The 14,197-nt window shown below is 37.1% G+C and carries 16 protein-coding genes; 6 read left to right on the top strand and 10 right to left on the bottom strand.

The features are described from left to right. The first annotated feature begins 86 nt into the window (after positions 1 to 86). The 3 genes from LC814_RS03125 to LC814_RS03115 all read left to right on the top strand — a co-directional run bounded on the left by LC814_RS03125 (position 87) and on the right by LC814_RS03115 (position 2,970). On the top strand, positions 87 to 653 hold the full coding sequence (locus LC814_RS03125) for a YceI family protein (protein ID WP_226064901.1): 567 nt from the start codon (positions 87 to 89) through the stop codon (positions 651 to 653). Between the two features lie 65 nt (positions 654 to 718). Continuing rightward, entirely contained in the window at positions 719 to 1,387 is a 669-nt protein-coding gene (locus LC814_RS03120; RefSeq protein ID WP_226064900.1) for an alpha/beta hydrolase, read from the top strand. A gap of 164 nt (positions 1,388 to 1,551) precedes the next feature. Then, complete coding sequence (locus LC814_RS03115) at positions 1,552 to 2,970, top strand: L-serine ammonia-lyase (RefSeq protein WP_226064899.1); 1,419 nt, start codon at positions 1,552 to 1,554, stop codon at positions 2,968 to 2,970. A gap of 308 nt (positions 2,971 to 3,278) precedes the next feature. On the opposite strand, the gene LC814_RS03110 is transcribed toward LC814_RS03115, so the two are convergent. The 5 genes from LC814_RS03110 to LC814_RS03090 all read right to left on the bottom strand — a co-directional run bounded on the left by LC814_RS03110 (position 3,279) and on the right by LC814_RS03090 (position 7,209). Next, positions 3,279 to 4,121, bottom strand: a complete 843-nt coding sequence (locus LC814_RS03110; RefSeq protein WP_226064898.1) for a prephenate dehydrogenase — start codon at positions 4,119 to 4,121, stop codon at positions 3,279 to 3,281. A gap of 23 nt (positions 4,122 to 4,144) precedes the next feature. Next, positions 4,145 to 4,516: a hypothetical protein gene (locus LC814_RS03105; protein WP_226064897.1), complete on the bottom strand. Its 372-nt coding sequence runs from the start codon at positions 4,514 to 4,516 to the stop codon at positions 4,145 to 4,147. After that, on the bottom strand, positions 4,517 to 5,710 hold the full coding sequence (locus tag LC814_RS03100; protein ID WP_226064896.1) for an alanine dehydrogenase: 1,194 nt from the start codon (positions 5,708 to 5,710) through the stop codon (positions 4,517 to 4,519). Between the two features lie 84 nt (positions 5,711 to 5,794). Further along, positions 5,795 to 6,202, bottom strand: a complete 408-nt coding sequence (gene tsaE / locus LC814_RS03095) for a tRNA (adenosine(37)-N6)-threonylcarbamoyltransferase complex ATPase subunit type 1 TsaE (protein WP_226064895.1) — start codon at positions 6,200 to 6,202, stop codon at positions 5,795 to 5,797. 2 nt (positions 6,203 to 6,204) lie between these two features. Next, on the bottom strand, positions 6,205 to 7,209 hold the full coding sequence (locus tag LC814_RS03090) for an isoaspartyl peptidase/L-asparaginase family protein (protein ID WP_226064894.1): 1,005 nt from the start codon (positions 7,207 to 7,209) through the stop codon (positions 6,205 to 6,207). A 233-nt stretch (positions 7,210 to 7,442) separates the two neighbouring features. On the opposite strand from LC814_RS03090, the gene dnaG reads away from it, so the two are divergent. Further along, positions 7,443 to 9,419, top strand: a complete 1,977-nt coding sequence (gene dnaG, locus LC814_RS03085; RefSeq protein WP_226064893.1) for a DNA primase — start codon at positions 7,443 to 7,445, stop codon at positions 9,417 to 9,419. 24 nt (positions 9,420 to 9,443) lie between these two features. Then, complete coding sequence (gene clpP, locus LC814_RS03080; protein WP_226064892.1) at positions 9,444 to 10,130, top strand: ATP-dependent Clp endopeptidase proteolytic subunit ClpP; 687 nt, start codon at positions 9,444 to 9,446, stop codon at positions 10,128 to 10,130. Positions 10,131 to 10,222: 92 nt separating this feature from the next. Here the strand turns inward: clpP and tpiA are convergent, their stop codons facing one another. Genes tpiA through LC814_RS03060 form a run of 4 tightly spaced genes read right to left on the bottom strand, consistent with a single transcriptional unit; the run spans position 10,223 to position 13,025 of the window. Then, complete coding sequence (gene tpiA / locus LC814_RS03075) at positions 10,223 to 10,984, bottom strand: triose-phosphate isomerase (protein ID WP_226064891.1); 762 nt, start codon at positions 10,982 to 10,984, stop codon at positions 10,223 to 10,225. Positions 10,985 to 10,996: 12 nt separating this feature from the next. After that, positions 10,997 to 11,353 (bottom strand): tellurite resistance TerB family protein, encoded by a 357-nt coding sequence (locus LC814_RS03070; RefSeq protein WP_226064890.1) that lies wholly within the window; start codon positions 11,351 to 11,353, stop codon positions 10,997 to 10,999. Between the two features lie 6 nt (positions 11,354 to 11,359). Next, the gene (locus LC814_RS03065; RefSeq protein ID WP_226064889.1) at positions 11,360 to 12,454 is read right to left on the bottom strand and encodes a BT_3928 family protein; all 1,095 of its coding nucleotides are present in this window, start codon (positions 12,452 to 12,454) and stop codon (positions 11,360 to 11,362) included. 4 nt (positions 12,455 to 12,458) lie between these two features. Then, complete coding sequence (locus LC814_RS03060) at positions 12,459 to 13,025, bottom strand: DUF1599 domain-containing protein (protein ID WP_226064888.1); 567 nt, start codon at positions 13,023 to 13,025, stop codon at positions 12,459 to 12,461. An 81-nt stretch (positions 13,026 to 13,106) separates the two neighbouring features. Here LC814_RS03060 and folP point away from each other — a divergent pair, with 81 nt between their 5' ends. Continuing rightward, the gene (gene folP / locus LC814_RS03055; protein WP_226064887.1) at positions 13,107 to 13,964 is read left to right on the top strand and encodes a dihydropteroate synthase; all 858 of its coding nucleotides are present in this window, start codon (positions 13,107 to 13,109) and stop codon (positions 13,962 to 13,964) included. Here the strand turns inward: folP and LC814_RS03050 are convergent. Then, complete coding sequence (locus LC814_RS03050) at positions 13,961 to 14,197, bottom strand: hypothetical protein (RefSeq protein WP_226064886.1); 237 nt, start codon at positions 14,195 to 14,197, stop codon at positions 13,961 to 13,963. The two genes, folP and LC814_RS03050, sit on opposite strands and share 4 nt — an antisense overlap.

The raw sequence follows: 14,197 nt of genomic DNA, 5'->3' as shown, positions 1-14,197 counted from the left end.
TTTCTTTTTTACTTTCTTATCCTACATCAATTCGATCTTACCTTCTTATTGGTTATGTTTGCACCAGAAATTTAATAATATATAATATGAAAAAATTAGTAATTTTAAGTCTTTTAGCAAGCGGTTTAGCTTTCGGACAATCAAAGAAAGTAACTGATTCCAATGTACAGTGGTGGGGTTACAAAATTGCGAAGACGGAAGCGTCTTCTCATAACGGTCTTGTAAATGTAAAATCTGGAGATGTTACAATGAAAAATAATCAAATTGTCGGTGGAACATTCGTTCTGGATATGACAAGCATCACTTCCACAGATCTTACTGGTGAATATCAGACAAAACTAAATAATCACCTAAAAACAGGCGATTTTTTCGAAACTGAAAAATTCCCGACGGCGACTTATAAAATCACTTCTGTGAAAAAGAATGCAGATAAGACATTTCCCTACATGGTTTATGGAAATCTGATTGCAAAAGGGATTAGTAATCCTGTCGCTTTTCCTGCGAAAATTTCTTTAAACAAAGGAGTGTTGAGTATTTTGTCAGACAAATTTAGTTTCGATCGTCAGAAATTCGGAATTGCGTATGCGTCTACGGCGAAAGACATTATCATAAAAGATGAAATCGATATGCTGATCAATGTAACTGCGAAATAAAGATCCATTGATAATATCATTTAGAAAAGAGCAGATTTGTCTGCTCTTTTTTTTAATTTTGAAGGATGAAACTTTACGTCATCAGTGGCCTTGGTGCCGCTTTTAAAGTCTTAGAAAAAATTAAATTTCCACCCAATATGGAAGTTGTTTTTCTCGACTGGTTGATCCCAACCAATCACGAAGACTTTCATCACTACGTTGAACGAATGGCTGAAAAAATCGATGAAAAGGAACCATTTGCACTCTTAGGATATTCCTTCGGAGGCATAGTTGTACAGGAAATCGACAAAATTAAACCGGCAGAGAAAGTCGTAATCCTCGGAAGTATAAAATCGGATAAAGAAAAATCACGTTTTATTAAATTCGGGGAGCTGTCGAGAATTCCGCGCTTTTTGCCGCAGCGATTGTTCAATATTCACTCTGCAACCGTTTATTCATTTGCCCGAAAACTGGTCGATCCTAAAAATCCAAAATTGATGGATTATTTACAAGTGACAGATCCGTACTATCTGAAATGGGGAATTCAAAAAGTTTCTGATTGGAAGTTCGAAGAAAATCCTAAGGTAATTCAAGTTTTAGGCAGTAAAGATATCGTCTTCCCGGTGAAATATTCCAAACCCGATTATGTGATAGAAAACGGAACACATCTTTTTCCCGCTACGAAGCATAAGCAGGTTTCAAAAATTTTGGGAGAGATCTTCCAAAATGAAAGTGGTACAAAAACTCAGGAATAATGCTTTCTACTTCAAAGTAGACTCAAATGCTATTTTTAATGTATTTCATCCAAATCAAAACGCTTTATATAAAGATTTTTTCCACGGCTTAAAGTTTAGTTTACATTAAATTAGGATTATATTTGCTCTTTAAATTTTGGAGTTGAACCTTCTCAAGCATCATAATGGAATCAATCAGTGTTTTTGAAATTATTAAAGTAGGTATAGGACCTTCCAGTTCTCATACAATGGGCCCTTGGAATGCCGCTGAAAGTTTTTTAAAAAGAATAAAAACCGATCACCAACTTCATGAAGTTAAAGAAGTTTTTGTTGAATTCTTTGGATCTTTGGCCAAAACAGGAATTGGTCACGGCACCGATATCGCCGGAATGCTGGGTTTATCAGGAGAAAACTTTAAATTAATTGACACTTCGAAAATTGATGAAAAAGTAGCAGCCATAAAATCCTCCAATACTTTAAAACTCGCTGGTGAAAAAGAAATTCCTTTCATTTACGGTCACCATCTCATTTTAAATAAACAACAATCCCTGGATTTTCACCCAAACGGAATGATCTTCAAGGCCATTTTTGAGAATGGTGAAGAACTCATTCAGGATTACTATTCTGTAGGCGGCGGTTTTATCGCGACCAAAGAAGCGAGTTCCTACGATCGACATTGTACTAGAACTTTATATCCTTGCCATAACGGGAAAGACATTGAGAAAAATATGGCCAAACTGGGATTGGATAAAATCTCTGATCTTGTTTTTTTAAACGAAGAATCCTGGCGTTCAAAAGAAGAAACCGAGAAAGAAGCACTGTATATTTGGGATCAGATCAAACACTGCATTTATAAAGGGGTAAATAAAGAAGGTGTTCTGCCGGGCGGATTAAACGTGACGCGCCGCGCAGCCAACTTAAACAGTAAATTACTGGGTGATAAAATTTACCGTAATAGTAGCGAATGGTATCAATTACTCGTCGACGCCGACGTAAGTTTTACCAACATCAACAAGTGGGTTTCCTGTTTTGCACTCGCTGTAAATGAGGAAAATGCCAGCTTTGGACGCATCATTACGGCACCAACAAATGGTGCAAGTGGCGTTATTCCCGCCGTTTTAATGTATTCCCAGGTTTTTACCGATTTTAAAAGTGAGGATAATATCATCCGTTTTCTTTTGGTCGCTGGAGAGATCGGAACACTTTTCAAAAAGAATGCAACAATTTCCGCCGCGATGGGTGGTTGTCAAGCTGAAATCGGCGTCTCGTCAGCAATGGCTGCGGCTGGACTTACCGAAATTATGGGTGGAACTTATGGTCAGGTTCTCATGGCTGCAGAAATCGCGATGGAACATCATCTTGGCCTTACCTGCGATCCGATTGCCGGTTTGGTCCAGATTCCGTGTATTGAACGCAATTCTATGGGCGCTATGAAAGCCATTACTGCGGCCAATATCGCTTTGGAGTCCGATCCTGCGAAAGCGCGCGTAACTTTAGACGAAGTCATTCAATCAATGTGGGAAACAGCACAAAGTATGAGCGATCGCTTCAAGGAAACCTCAGAAGGTGGTCTTGCAATCGCGGTTAACGTGGCTGAATGTTAAAAGTTTTTCTTTAATTTTTAGGAGCAACAAGATTTTCGCTTTCCCGGCGATCAGTCCCGCTCTTCGTTCCAATCCTTCATTAGGCGCTCGCTTCGCTCGCGCCTCATTCCGGGATTTCCACTGCGATCGGGGCTAGAATCAAAATCATCTTTTCTTTATAAGGCTAAAGAGTACATTATCATTAAAAAACAGATTAAAAATTAATCAACTCCATACTCCAAACTTCATACTTCCAACTTCTCACTTCATACTTCATACTCCATACTCCATACTCCATACTCCAAACACCATACTCCAAACTCCAAACTTTACCGCAGTATTCCCCTAATCTTATTCGCATTCCGAATCAACTCTTCCAAATACTCATAATTATCTTTTTCCAAAGCCGATTTAAACTTCCGAAGCTGTGTAATATGTTCATTCAAAACATCCAACACATTTTCTTTGTTCTGACGGAAAATAGGAACCCACATTTCGGGATGAGATTTTGCCAAACGAACCGTACTCGAAAAACCCGAACTCGCCAATTGAAAAATAGTATCTTCTTCGCGTTCTTTTTCCAAAACTGTGTTTGCCAAGGCGTAAGAAGTGATATGTGAAATATGAGAGATATAAGCCGTATGAATATCGTGCCCTTCTGAATCCATATAGAGTAGATTCATTTCCAGATTTTCTGCAACTTGCTCGACCATTTTCAAAGCATCAGGTGCAGAATCTTCTTTGTCGCAAATGACTCCCGCTCTTCCTGTGAAACTGTCTGAAATCGCCGATTTAGGCCCAGAGTTTTCTGTTCCCCACATCGGGTGAAAAGCTACAAAACGACTTCTGTTTTTATGATTTTCAACTGCCTGAACAATTCCAGCCTTCGTAGAGCCGACATCCATTACCGTTTGATTTTCGTTGACCAAATCTAAAATACTCGGCAATATATCTTTTGAAGAATCAACTGGAATCGCAACTATAATTAAATCGGAATTTTTTACTGCTTCTTCTAGCGAAAGACTTTCATCAATGATTCCGAGTTCTTTTGCTTCCTGCAAGTGAATTTTGTTTTGGTCAACGCCATAAACGTAATCTGCAAAATGCTTTTCACGTAATTTAAAGGCGATCGAACCACCAATTAAACCAACACCGATAATCGTTAGTTTCATAACTTTTTATTGTGAATTAAAAATTATCGTAATTTTTTTAAACTTTGAAAATAAGAGGTTTCCTCGCATTTTTCAAATCCAATCTCATATCGTGGATTTTTTTTCGGATAGTTTAAAATATAGCTTGGGCAAGGCTTTTTCTGCGCATCGCTTCGGTCGAAATCAATATTTCCTTTGGTTAGAATACTGTCTTTCAAAAATTTCTCATCAACTTTCCAAAGGTCCATTTCAGTTTTAAATCGAGCAGAATAGGTAAATTCTTTTGATAAAGATTCTGCAATCACGCGTGAATTCGGAAGATAACCGCTGCAACTTGCGCCTTTTTTGTTCAAAATAAAAAATACGATAACAAGACCGGGAATAAGTCCCAGTAAGAAGAATTTGGCTTTTCTCATTTAGAAAATTAAAAGATTGATATCGTGATAAGTAAGATCGAAACGGTCGCAAATCATTTTTTTGGTGTGACGGCCTTTGTACATGTACAACGACTGTTTCATTTCATTTTTGCGCACCAGCATGTTTTCAAAACCGCCCTCCTCATCGTAATTTAGAAGATAAGAGAGGAAAAAGTTGGAGATTGCTTTGGTCGTTGTACGGGGCATTTTTGAAGTCAGATTCGGCAGGCCACAATGAATAACTCCGTGTTTGATGATGTAAGGATCATCCATATTAGTCAACTCCGAGGTCTCAATCATCTTACCATTATCAATCGTTACATCAATAATAACACTGCCTTTTTTCATGCCGACAATCATTTCCTCTGTGATGATGGGAACGTGGCTCATTTTTGAAAGTGCACCGATCACAACATCTGCTCTTTTTAAACTCTTTGTCAGTTCTTTAGGATCGATAATTGAGGTTGGAACGCGACCGTCAACCATCATATGTAAACGGCGAAGTTTCGACAGAGAATTGTCAAAAACTTTCACACTTGCGCCTAAACCTAAAGCGGCTTTGGTTGCAAATTCACCTACAATCCCGGCACCCATAATTACCACTTCGGTCGGACGAACACCGGTGATTCCACCCAACATTAATCCATTTGAAAGTGCCAACAATTCCGCGGCGTAAAGTATAGAAATGCTTCCGGCAATTTCACCAATCAATCGAACTAAGGACAATTGTTTGTATTCATCAGCAATGAATTCAAAAGCGATGGCATTAATTTTTTTCTCTGCAAGTTTTTTGAAATATTCTTTATCACGCAGGTTAATCTGCAAAGCCGAAACCAGATAAGTATTGGGCTTCAACATTTCTATTTCCTCAACCGTTGGCGGATTAATTTTTAAAACTAAATCCTGTTCAAAAGTTTCCTGCGGATTTGTGGTGATTTTTGCGCCCGAATTTGAGTATTGTAAGTCGGTAAAAAAAGAACCTTCACCAGCGCCTGCTTCCACAATAATTTGATGTCCGTTTGAAACCAAAACCTGAACCGCATCCGGTGTAATGCACGTTCTACGTTCGTTAAGACAGGTTTCCTTTGGAATTCCTATGCTGAATTGTTTTCCTTTCTTTACAATTTCGAGCTTCTCTTCCTGTGGTAATAAATCCTGCTCGGTAAAAGGAGTGAAAACATGGGTGTTACTCATAGTGTACAATTTATTAAAACGACTGCTAATTCCTAGAAATTAAGACGCAAAGATACAATGATTTGACTATTAATTCAGGATATTTTAGTGGAAGTTGATGACGCGGAAGTTTCCCTCAGTTTCTATGCTCATTTCGTGATGTGGAATTTCCCTGAGTTCTTCTTCATAAACTTCAGGCCATTCAATAATACATAAATAGGCATTGTACAGATATTCGTCAATTCCAATATCTTCAACTTCGGTTGCGTTTTTAAGCCGGTAAAGATCGAAATGGAAAACATTTCCTTTGGGCGAATCATATTCATTTACAATGGCGTAAGTAGGAGAGGATACTTCATCTGTACTGCCCAAATTTTTTAGAAAAAATTGAGTGAAAGTTGTTTTGCCCGCTCCCAAATTTCCCTTTAATAAAAGAATATTGTACTTCAGTTCTGGCAAGATCGCATCAATAACTTTTTGCCAGTCTTCAACTCTATCGATTTTAAACTGCATGTTTATTTATAAATTTCAATTGCAATTTCGCCGTCTTCAGTAATCGAACCGCGGTACATTCCTGCTGTATTAAAGGGCATCGCCATGTTTCCATTTTTATCTAATGCGATTAAGCCACCGTCGCCGCCCATTTTTTCGATTTCGTCAATGGTTTCTTGAGAAGCCGTTTTGATATCTTTATTCTGATATTCCATTTTTGCAGCAATCGTTCTGGCAGCTGTGGCTCGGATGAAATATTCGCCCCAACCTGTGGCGGAAATTCCGACTTGGGAATTGGCATACGTTCCTGCGCCGATGATTGGTGCGTCGCCAATTCTGCCGTATTTTTTGTTGGTCATTCCACCTGTGGAAGTTCCAGCGGCAATATTTCCACTTTTATCTAAAGCAACTGCGCCAACCGTCCCAAATTTCTGATCGATTTCGTACGATTCGGGTAATATATTTTGAGAGACTTTTTTTGTTGTATTTGATTGTTCTTTTTGTTTTAGTATTTGCAAACCGTCCCAACGGTCTTTGGTCCAGAAATATTTTGGATCTACAATTTCTAAATTTTGGTCTTTTGCAAATTGTTCTGCGCCAACACCCGATAACATTACATGTTCTGATTTTTGCATCACGGCAATGGCAGTTTTAATCGGATTTTTAATAGTATGAACTCCCGCAATGGCGCCGGCAGATTTATCTTTTCCATACATGATGGAAGCGTCGAGTTCGTTTGTACCCTCTGCGGTAAAAACGGCGCCTTTCCCCGCATTGAATAAGGGCGAATCTTCCATGATCATAATGGAAGCAGCAACGGCGTCTACCGAAGAATTTCCTTTTTGAATTTCCGTATATCCGGCTTTTAAGGCTTCCGTAAGTTTTGCTTTATAAGCGTTTTCCTTTTCGGTCGTCATGTTTGATTTAAGGATTGTTCCAGCACCGCCGTGTATGACGAGTACATATTTTTTTTGTGCCGACATCATCAGTGAAAAAGTGACGATTGAAGCGAGTAGAAGTTTTTTCATAATCAAGGGAAATGTTCGTCAAATTTATTGAATTTTTTTGGAGGCGCGAGCGAAGCGAGCGCCGAAAAGTTTTATGTAGAGATAATTTTGGAATTGAGATTCAGATATTTATAAGTGGTACTCTAAAATCCAGTATTAATTTCTTGATTCTTTCTACAATTTACTTGGCTTTTCCTTTTAGGATGCGCCCAAATTAATAAGGAAAAGAAAAACTTATTCCCTATTTTTACCAAATGATTTCTAAGCAAACTATCGATAAAATATTTTCTGCCGTTCGGGTTGAAGAAATCATCGGCGAATATGTGCAACTTAAACGTGCCGGCTCTAATTTTAAAGGTTTAAGCCCTTTTCATGAGGAGAAATCGCCGAGTTTCGTTGTTTCTCCCAGCAAGCAAATTTGGAAAGATTTTTCTTCGGGCAAAGGCGGTACCGCAATTTCTTTTTTAATGGAAATTGAAAATTTCACCTATCCAGAAGCCTTACGGCATGCGGCAAAAAAGTACGGAATTGAAATAGAAGAAGAAAAGCGCGAACTGACCGAGGAACAAAAGCAGGCACAAACCGATAAAGAGCTGCTTTATAAAATTCATGAAATTGCGAACGATTTTTTTCAGGACCAACTTTTTGAAACTGAAGAAGGTCGCAATATTGGGTATTCTTACTTTAAAGAGCGGGAACTTCGGGATGATATTATTAAAAAATTCCACCTCGGTTATTCGCCGGAACAAAGAAATGCTTTCACTGAATTTGCTTTAAATAAAGGCTATTCTAAAGAGATTTTAGAGAAATCAGGACTTTCTATTTTCCCCGAAAATGCGCCGAATGGAATCGATAGATTTCGGGAGCGTGTTGTATTTCCGATCCACAGTTTTTCTGGACGGGTTTTAGGTTTTGGCGCAAGAATCCTTAAAAATAATATAAAAACTGCGAAATATTTAAATTCGCCAGAAACAGAAATTTACCATAAATCGAGTGTTCTTTATGGTTTAAGCCAAGGAAAACAGGCGATCTCTAGAAATAATCTTTGCCTTTTGGTTGAAGGTTATATGGATGTCGTCGCTCTTCACCAAAGTGGAATTGAAAATGTTGTAGCCAGCTCTGGAACAGCGCTTACTGTCGATCAAATTAAGTTAATTAAACGCTTGACCGAAAATGTTACCATCCTTTTTGATGGTGATCCAGCCGGAATTAAAGCAAGTTTCCGAAGTATTGATCTTTTGCTCGCTGAAGAAATGAATATTCGTATTTTACTTTTTCCAGATGGCGACGATCCTGATTCTTTTTCCCGAAAACATCCGCAGGAATATGTGGAAAATTTTATTGCAAAAGAAGCAAAAGATTTTATAGATTTTAAAGCTGAAATTTTATTGAAGGAAGCTGCAGATGATCCCATTAAAAAAGCAGAAGCGATTCGTGATATCGTAAAATCTGTCGCATTTGTAAAAAACGCTTTAAAACAAGAGATCTATCTGAAAGAAGTTGCCACCAAATTCGGACTTTCGGAACAGTCACTTTTTAATGAACTGAACGTTCAAAAACAGATTCAAAGACAGCAATTTTCTCCACAACAGAGAGCAGAGCCACAGGTTAAGCCAAAATTGGAAATCGTTCCGGCAACTTTAATTTCTGTAAATCCGTTATTGGAACTGGAAGAAAAGCTTGTAAAACATATGTTGAATTTCGGCGATCGGGTGCTGGAAAAAAGTGATTCGGAAAATCAGCCTTTTAAAATTACCGTTATCGAAGAAATTATCAGCCACTTTGAGGAAGATGATTACGAAATTCAGTCACCTATTAACGCTAAAATTATTTCGGAATTAAAACAAGGACTTCAGAATAATGAAATTATCACGAGCGATTTTTTCTTAACTTTAATGGATGAAAGTCTTGTCTTAAAAGTTTCGGAAGCCATTTTAGAAGATGATGAATTAAGCAACTGGGAGAAAAGCAATATTTTTCCACCAAAACCTGGGGAGAAACTGGAAGCTGAGATTGAAGATGACATCTTAATTCACAAAAGTCATTTTATTGAAAAATTAATTTATGACGTCGTGAAGAAACTGGATTCTTCTGCCGAAGAAGATGAAAATGATTATCTGGAAAAACTAAAAAAGATTATGATCTTAAAGTCTTTGCTGAATGAAATTAACAAGAAATTAAACCGCCAACTGACAAAAGGGCATAGTTTTTTTAAGGAACAAAAATTGTAAAATAATAGGTGTAAAAAATTTAAAATGGATATAAAAAAAGATTTCAGAGATTTCTCTGTAAAGCATTTAGGAAATAGTGGTTTAGCTACTGATCAATATATGGGAATGTACGGACCGAATAATCTGACACCCTATATTATGGAGGAAAGAAGATTAAACGTAGCTCAAATGGACGTTTTTTCCCGTTTGATGATGGATCGAATTATATTCTTGGGTACAGGAATCGATGACCAGGTTGCGAATATCGTTACCGCACAGTTGCTCTTTTTAGAAAGTTCTGATGCTTCAAAAGACATTCAAATTTATATCAATTCACCGGGTGGAAGCGTGTACGCAGGATTGGGAATCTATGACACCATGCAAATCATTAAACCTGATGTGGCGACTATTTGTACAGGAATTGCGGCTTCAATGGGCGCTGTTCTTTTGGTTGCAGGTGAAAAAGGAAAACGATCTGCTTTGAAACATTCACGCGTGATGATTCACCAGCCAAGTGGTGGTGCACAAGGTGTAGCTTCTGATATGGAGATTAACCTTCGAGAAATGCTGAAACTGAAAAAAGAATTGTACGATATTATTTCTGAACACTCCGGCCAAACTTACGAATGGGTGGAGAAAGCGTCGGATAGAGATTATTGGATGACTTCTTCAGAAGCAAAAGATTACGGAATGGTTGATGAAGTTCTTCAGAGAAAAGTAGAAAAGAAATAAATTTACTTATACTTAAAAGTAAAATGCGTCTCAGTTTTGAGACGCATTTTTTGTAAAAGTCCCTCTCTTTTGAAGAGGTGTTTCGGTGAGGATTAAGAATTAAATCCTTCAATAATTTTTGAGAAATCATCAATTTTTAAGGCTGCACCGCCAATTAATCCGCCGTCGATGTCAGGTTGAGAAAAAATTTCTTTTGCGTTGTCCGGCTTTACGGAACCACCGTATAATATAGAAATTTCGTCAGCAACTTCTTTTCCATATTTATCTGCGATCAGACTTCTAATGTGTGCGTGAATTTCCTGCGCCTGCTCCGGAGAAGCGGTTTCACCAGTTCCTATAGCCCAAACTGGTTCGTAAGCGATCACAACTTTTTTAATTTCGTCAGCACTTAAAGTGAAAAGTGCCACTTCTGTCTGATTTTTTACAACCTCAAAATGTTTACCCGATTTCCGTTGTTCTAACGTTTCGCCATTACAGTAAATCGGCGTCAATCCTTTATCTAGAGCTAATTTTATTTTTACGTTGCAATGCGAATCTGTTTCACCATGATATTGGCGTCTTTCGGAATGCCCGATCAATGTGCCAGTAGCTCCAATGGATTCCAACATTTCCGCGGAGATTTCGCCAGTATATGCGCCACTTTCATATTCGCTCATGTCCTGAGAAAATACACCAATTTCTCTAGCTGAAAATATATCTTTCGCCATCAGTAGATAAAGGGCTGGTGGTGCGATCCAAACTTCACAGTTGGTTGGATTTTCTTTTTTGTAATGTAAAATCTGCAACATCAGCTGTTGGGCTTCAATTGCGTTTTTGTTCATTTTCCAGTTTCCTGCTACAATATTTTTTCTCATTTCAAAATAAATTTAATTAAGTTTCCAGATGGTTTTCATGATCTGATAAAAGTCGTGTTCCGGCTCAGAGACTTGATCATCAGCTTTAATTAATGTTTTGGCAAATTTTGCAAAAGATACTCTTTCCTCTTCCGTAGAATCATCTAAGAAACATTGCGCATGAAATTCAAAATGCTTTTTCCACTCTTCCTGTTTCAATAAAGCGATGGTATCTAATTCATTATCCAAATCCATTTTAAAAGGGAATTCATCTGCAAGATACTGCTGAATGAGCATTCCTTCTTCTGGTGCAAATTCGCCATCAACTGCTGATAAAATCATTAATAAATGATATCCCGCAATTGACTTATTTGATTTTTTTTGGTACATTCTTGTCTATTTTTTTTGTTTAATATAATCTTCAGCAGAACGTTTATCTACTATTTTTCCCTTTTCTAAAGTGAGGATGAATGGATTGCTTCTCGCAATCGTTTTTATTGCCGTGCCATCCATCATGGCATTATTAATCGTTTTAAAAGTTCCTGGATCCGTGGAAATTCCGTAAACAAAGGCATCTTTTTGCTGACTCAATATTGCTTCAGATTGTGCTAAAATATTGATGTTTGCTTCTTTTGGCTTGTAAGCAAAAATTAAAATGGCTTTTGGAGCTTTTAAAATTTGGTCAGTTAAATCAACTCCTTCTTGAGTTTCAGGTTTAAATTTTCCAATTTCCGACTCGTATCCTTGCTTAGTTAATTTGGATTTTGTTTTTGATTCGTCGATTTTCCAGGGTGAACCTTCTTCCCAATATTTCTTATTATTCACATAATCATCTTGATTTACTTCCAAAACTTCCCCTGTTTTATCATTTTTGAGGGAGTAAAAGGTTTTAAATTCAGATGGATCTTTTTCTATTTTTTGCTTTTCTACATTGAGGTCGGTACCTATTTTATAATCTCTAAAATCAATAACAGGTTCGTGCGTAATTCCCCAGTTAATGACAAAAACCATAGTCATAAATGCAAATGCAGACAGATATTTTTTAAAATTTGTCTTTTCCTCAATTTCGTCAAAATCGTCGCGATAGAGAAAATATAAGATACTTAGACCGATAAGTAAAATAATATCTTTCCAGAAGCTTTGCCAAGGCGTAAATTTGAGTGCGTCACCGAAGCAACCACAATCGGTCACGACATTAAAATACGCAGAATAGAAAGTAAGAAATGCAAAGAATACACACAAGCCGATCAACACCAATAGGGTGAACTTTAAGTTACTCTTTAACAATAAAAAGAAACTGAAAATCAGCTCAAATGCGACAACTGCGACTGCAATTATCAATGCTTGTTTTTCTAAAAACGGAATATTAAAAACAGCTGGTGAAAAATATTCTTCCAGTTTAAATGAGAAGCCAACAACATCTACGGCTTTCACAAAACCCGACGCAAGAAAAATAAGCGCAATTATAATCCGCAGTATATTTTTAATCATAATATCAAATGAAATCTGGTTTAAAGCTCTCTTTTTCCTCCGAAAATTTAATCAGGCAAAAAACTGCATAATTTAGCATGTCGAAATAATTGGCATCAATTCCTTCCGAAACTAAAGTTTCTCCCGCATTATCTTCGATTTGTTTTGTGCGCAAAACTTTCTGGTAAATTAAATCGGTAATAGAAGAGATTCGCATTTCGCGCCACGCTTCGCCATAATCGTGATTTTTCTTCAGCATCAGTTCTTTTGCTTCGTGCGCAAAACGGTCGTAAAGGTTTAGAATTTCAGTATTTTCCTGCTTGAAATCATCGGCAACTCCTTTCTCCAGCTGAATTAATCCAATGATAGAGTAGTTTACAATCGCCATAAAATTTTCTTCCGCAGCTTCACCAACTTTCGAAATGCCACTGGACTGAAAATTACGGAGACTTTTAACCTTGATGAAAAGTTGATCCGTTAAAGATGAAGGTCGCAAAACCCGAAACGAAGCACCGTAATCAGTGAGTTTATGGCTGAAGAGATTTCGGCATTCGGATATAACCTGATCAAACTGTTTGGATGTTTTTTGCATAAGATTTCTAAACTTTTCAAAGATAAGAATTTCGTTTGAGAGTTATTGCCCCATAAAGCCTTGAAATTGTATTTTTGTCTAATGAATGTACCTGTTTCACCTTCGCCATTTCCTGTTTTTAGAACGATAAACTGCCGTGGTCAACTTATAGATTTGTCGGAACCAAAAATAATGGGAATTCTAAATTTAACGCCTGATTCGTTTTCGGATGGCGGACAATTTAATAATAAAAAATCGGCTCTTTTACAGGTAGAGAAAATGGTTAACGAGGGCGCTCATATAATTGATGTTGGTGCGCAATCAACTCGGCCAAAAGCTGATTTGTTTTCTGCACCAGAAGAGATTACTCGACTTGGGAATATTATTTCAGAAATAAAAAAAGCTTTCCCAGAGATCTTAATTTCGCTCGATACATTTTATTCTGAAACTGTGAATTATGGTTTTGCGGAAGGAATTGATTTAATTAATGATATTTCCGGTGGAATGTTTGACGACAAAATGTTTCAGACCGCAGCGGAAACTGGGCTTCCATATATTCTGATGCATGTGAATGCGACCTATGACAAAATGCATTCTCATTTAATTAACGATGATATTATTCTTGCAATTAATTATTATTTTTCTGAGAAAATAGAACAATTAAGAAAAATGGGAGTGAAAGATATTATTTTAGATCCAGGTTTTGGTTTTGGAAAAAAGGTAAAACAGAATCATCAGGTGATTGAGGAACTTAACCACGTTTTTTTTGGAACTTATCCTCTGTTGGTCGGGATTTCCCGAAAATCATTCATCTATAAACCTTTAGGTAAATCTGCTTTGGATATTGAGGAAGAGACCCAGAAATTACATCTAAAATCATTAGAAAATGGTGCGAAAATATTGCGAGTTCACGATGTTCGAGAAACTAAAAAGACAATCGATTTTTTCTTGAATAATTAATTCAATCCCGACAGTTTTTCGGCATATTCTTCCGCGAACTTTTTCCGATCTTCATTTAGTTTTTCCACATTTTGCGGCAAAATATAAGTGAAGAGAATTTTTTCCTCGTCATCAACAAAAATAATTTCTCTTTCCTGACCATCGATCATCTGCGCGAAAATTTCCCACATCGACGTATCTTTTGCTTTTAAAATTTCAAAAAAAGAGCTTGCTTTAATCTGTATCTTTTTCAT

The sequence above is a fragment of the Kaistella polysaccharea genome (assembly GCF_020410745.1).
Lineage (GTDB): Bacteria > Bacteroidota > Bacteroidia > Flavobacteriales > Weeksellaceae > Kaistella > Kaistella polysaccharea.
Note: the sequence above shows the minus strand (reverse complement) of the source record. Positions and strands in the feature narration are given on the sequence as shown.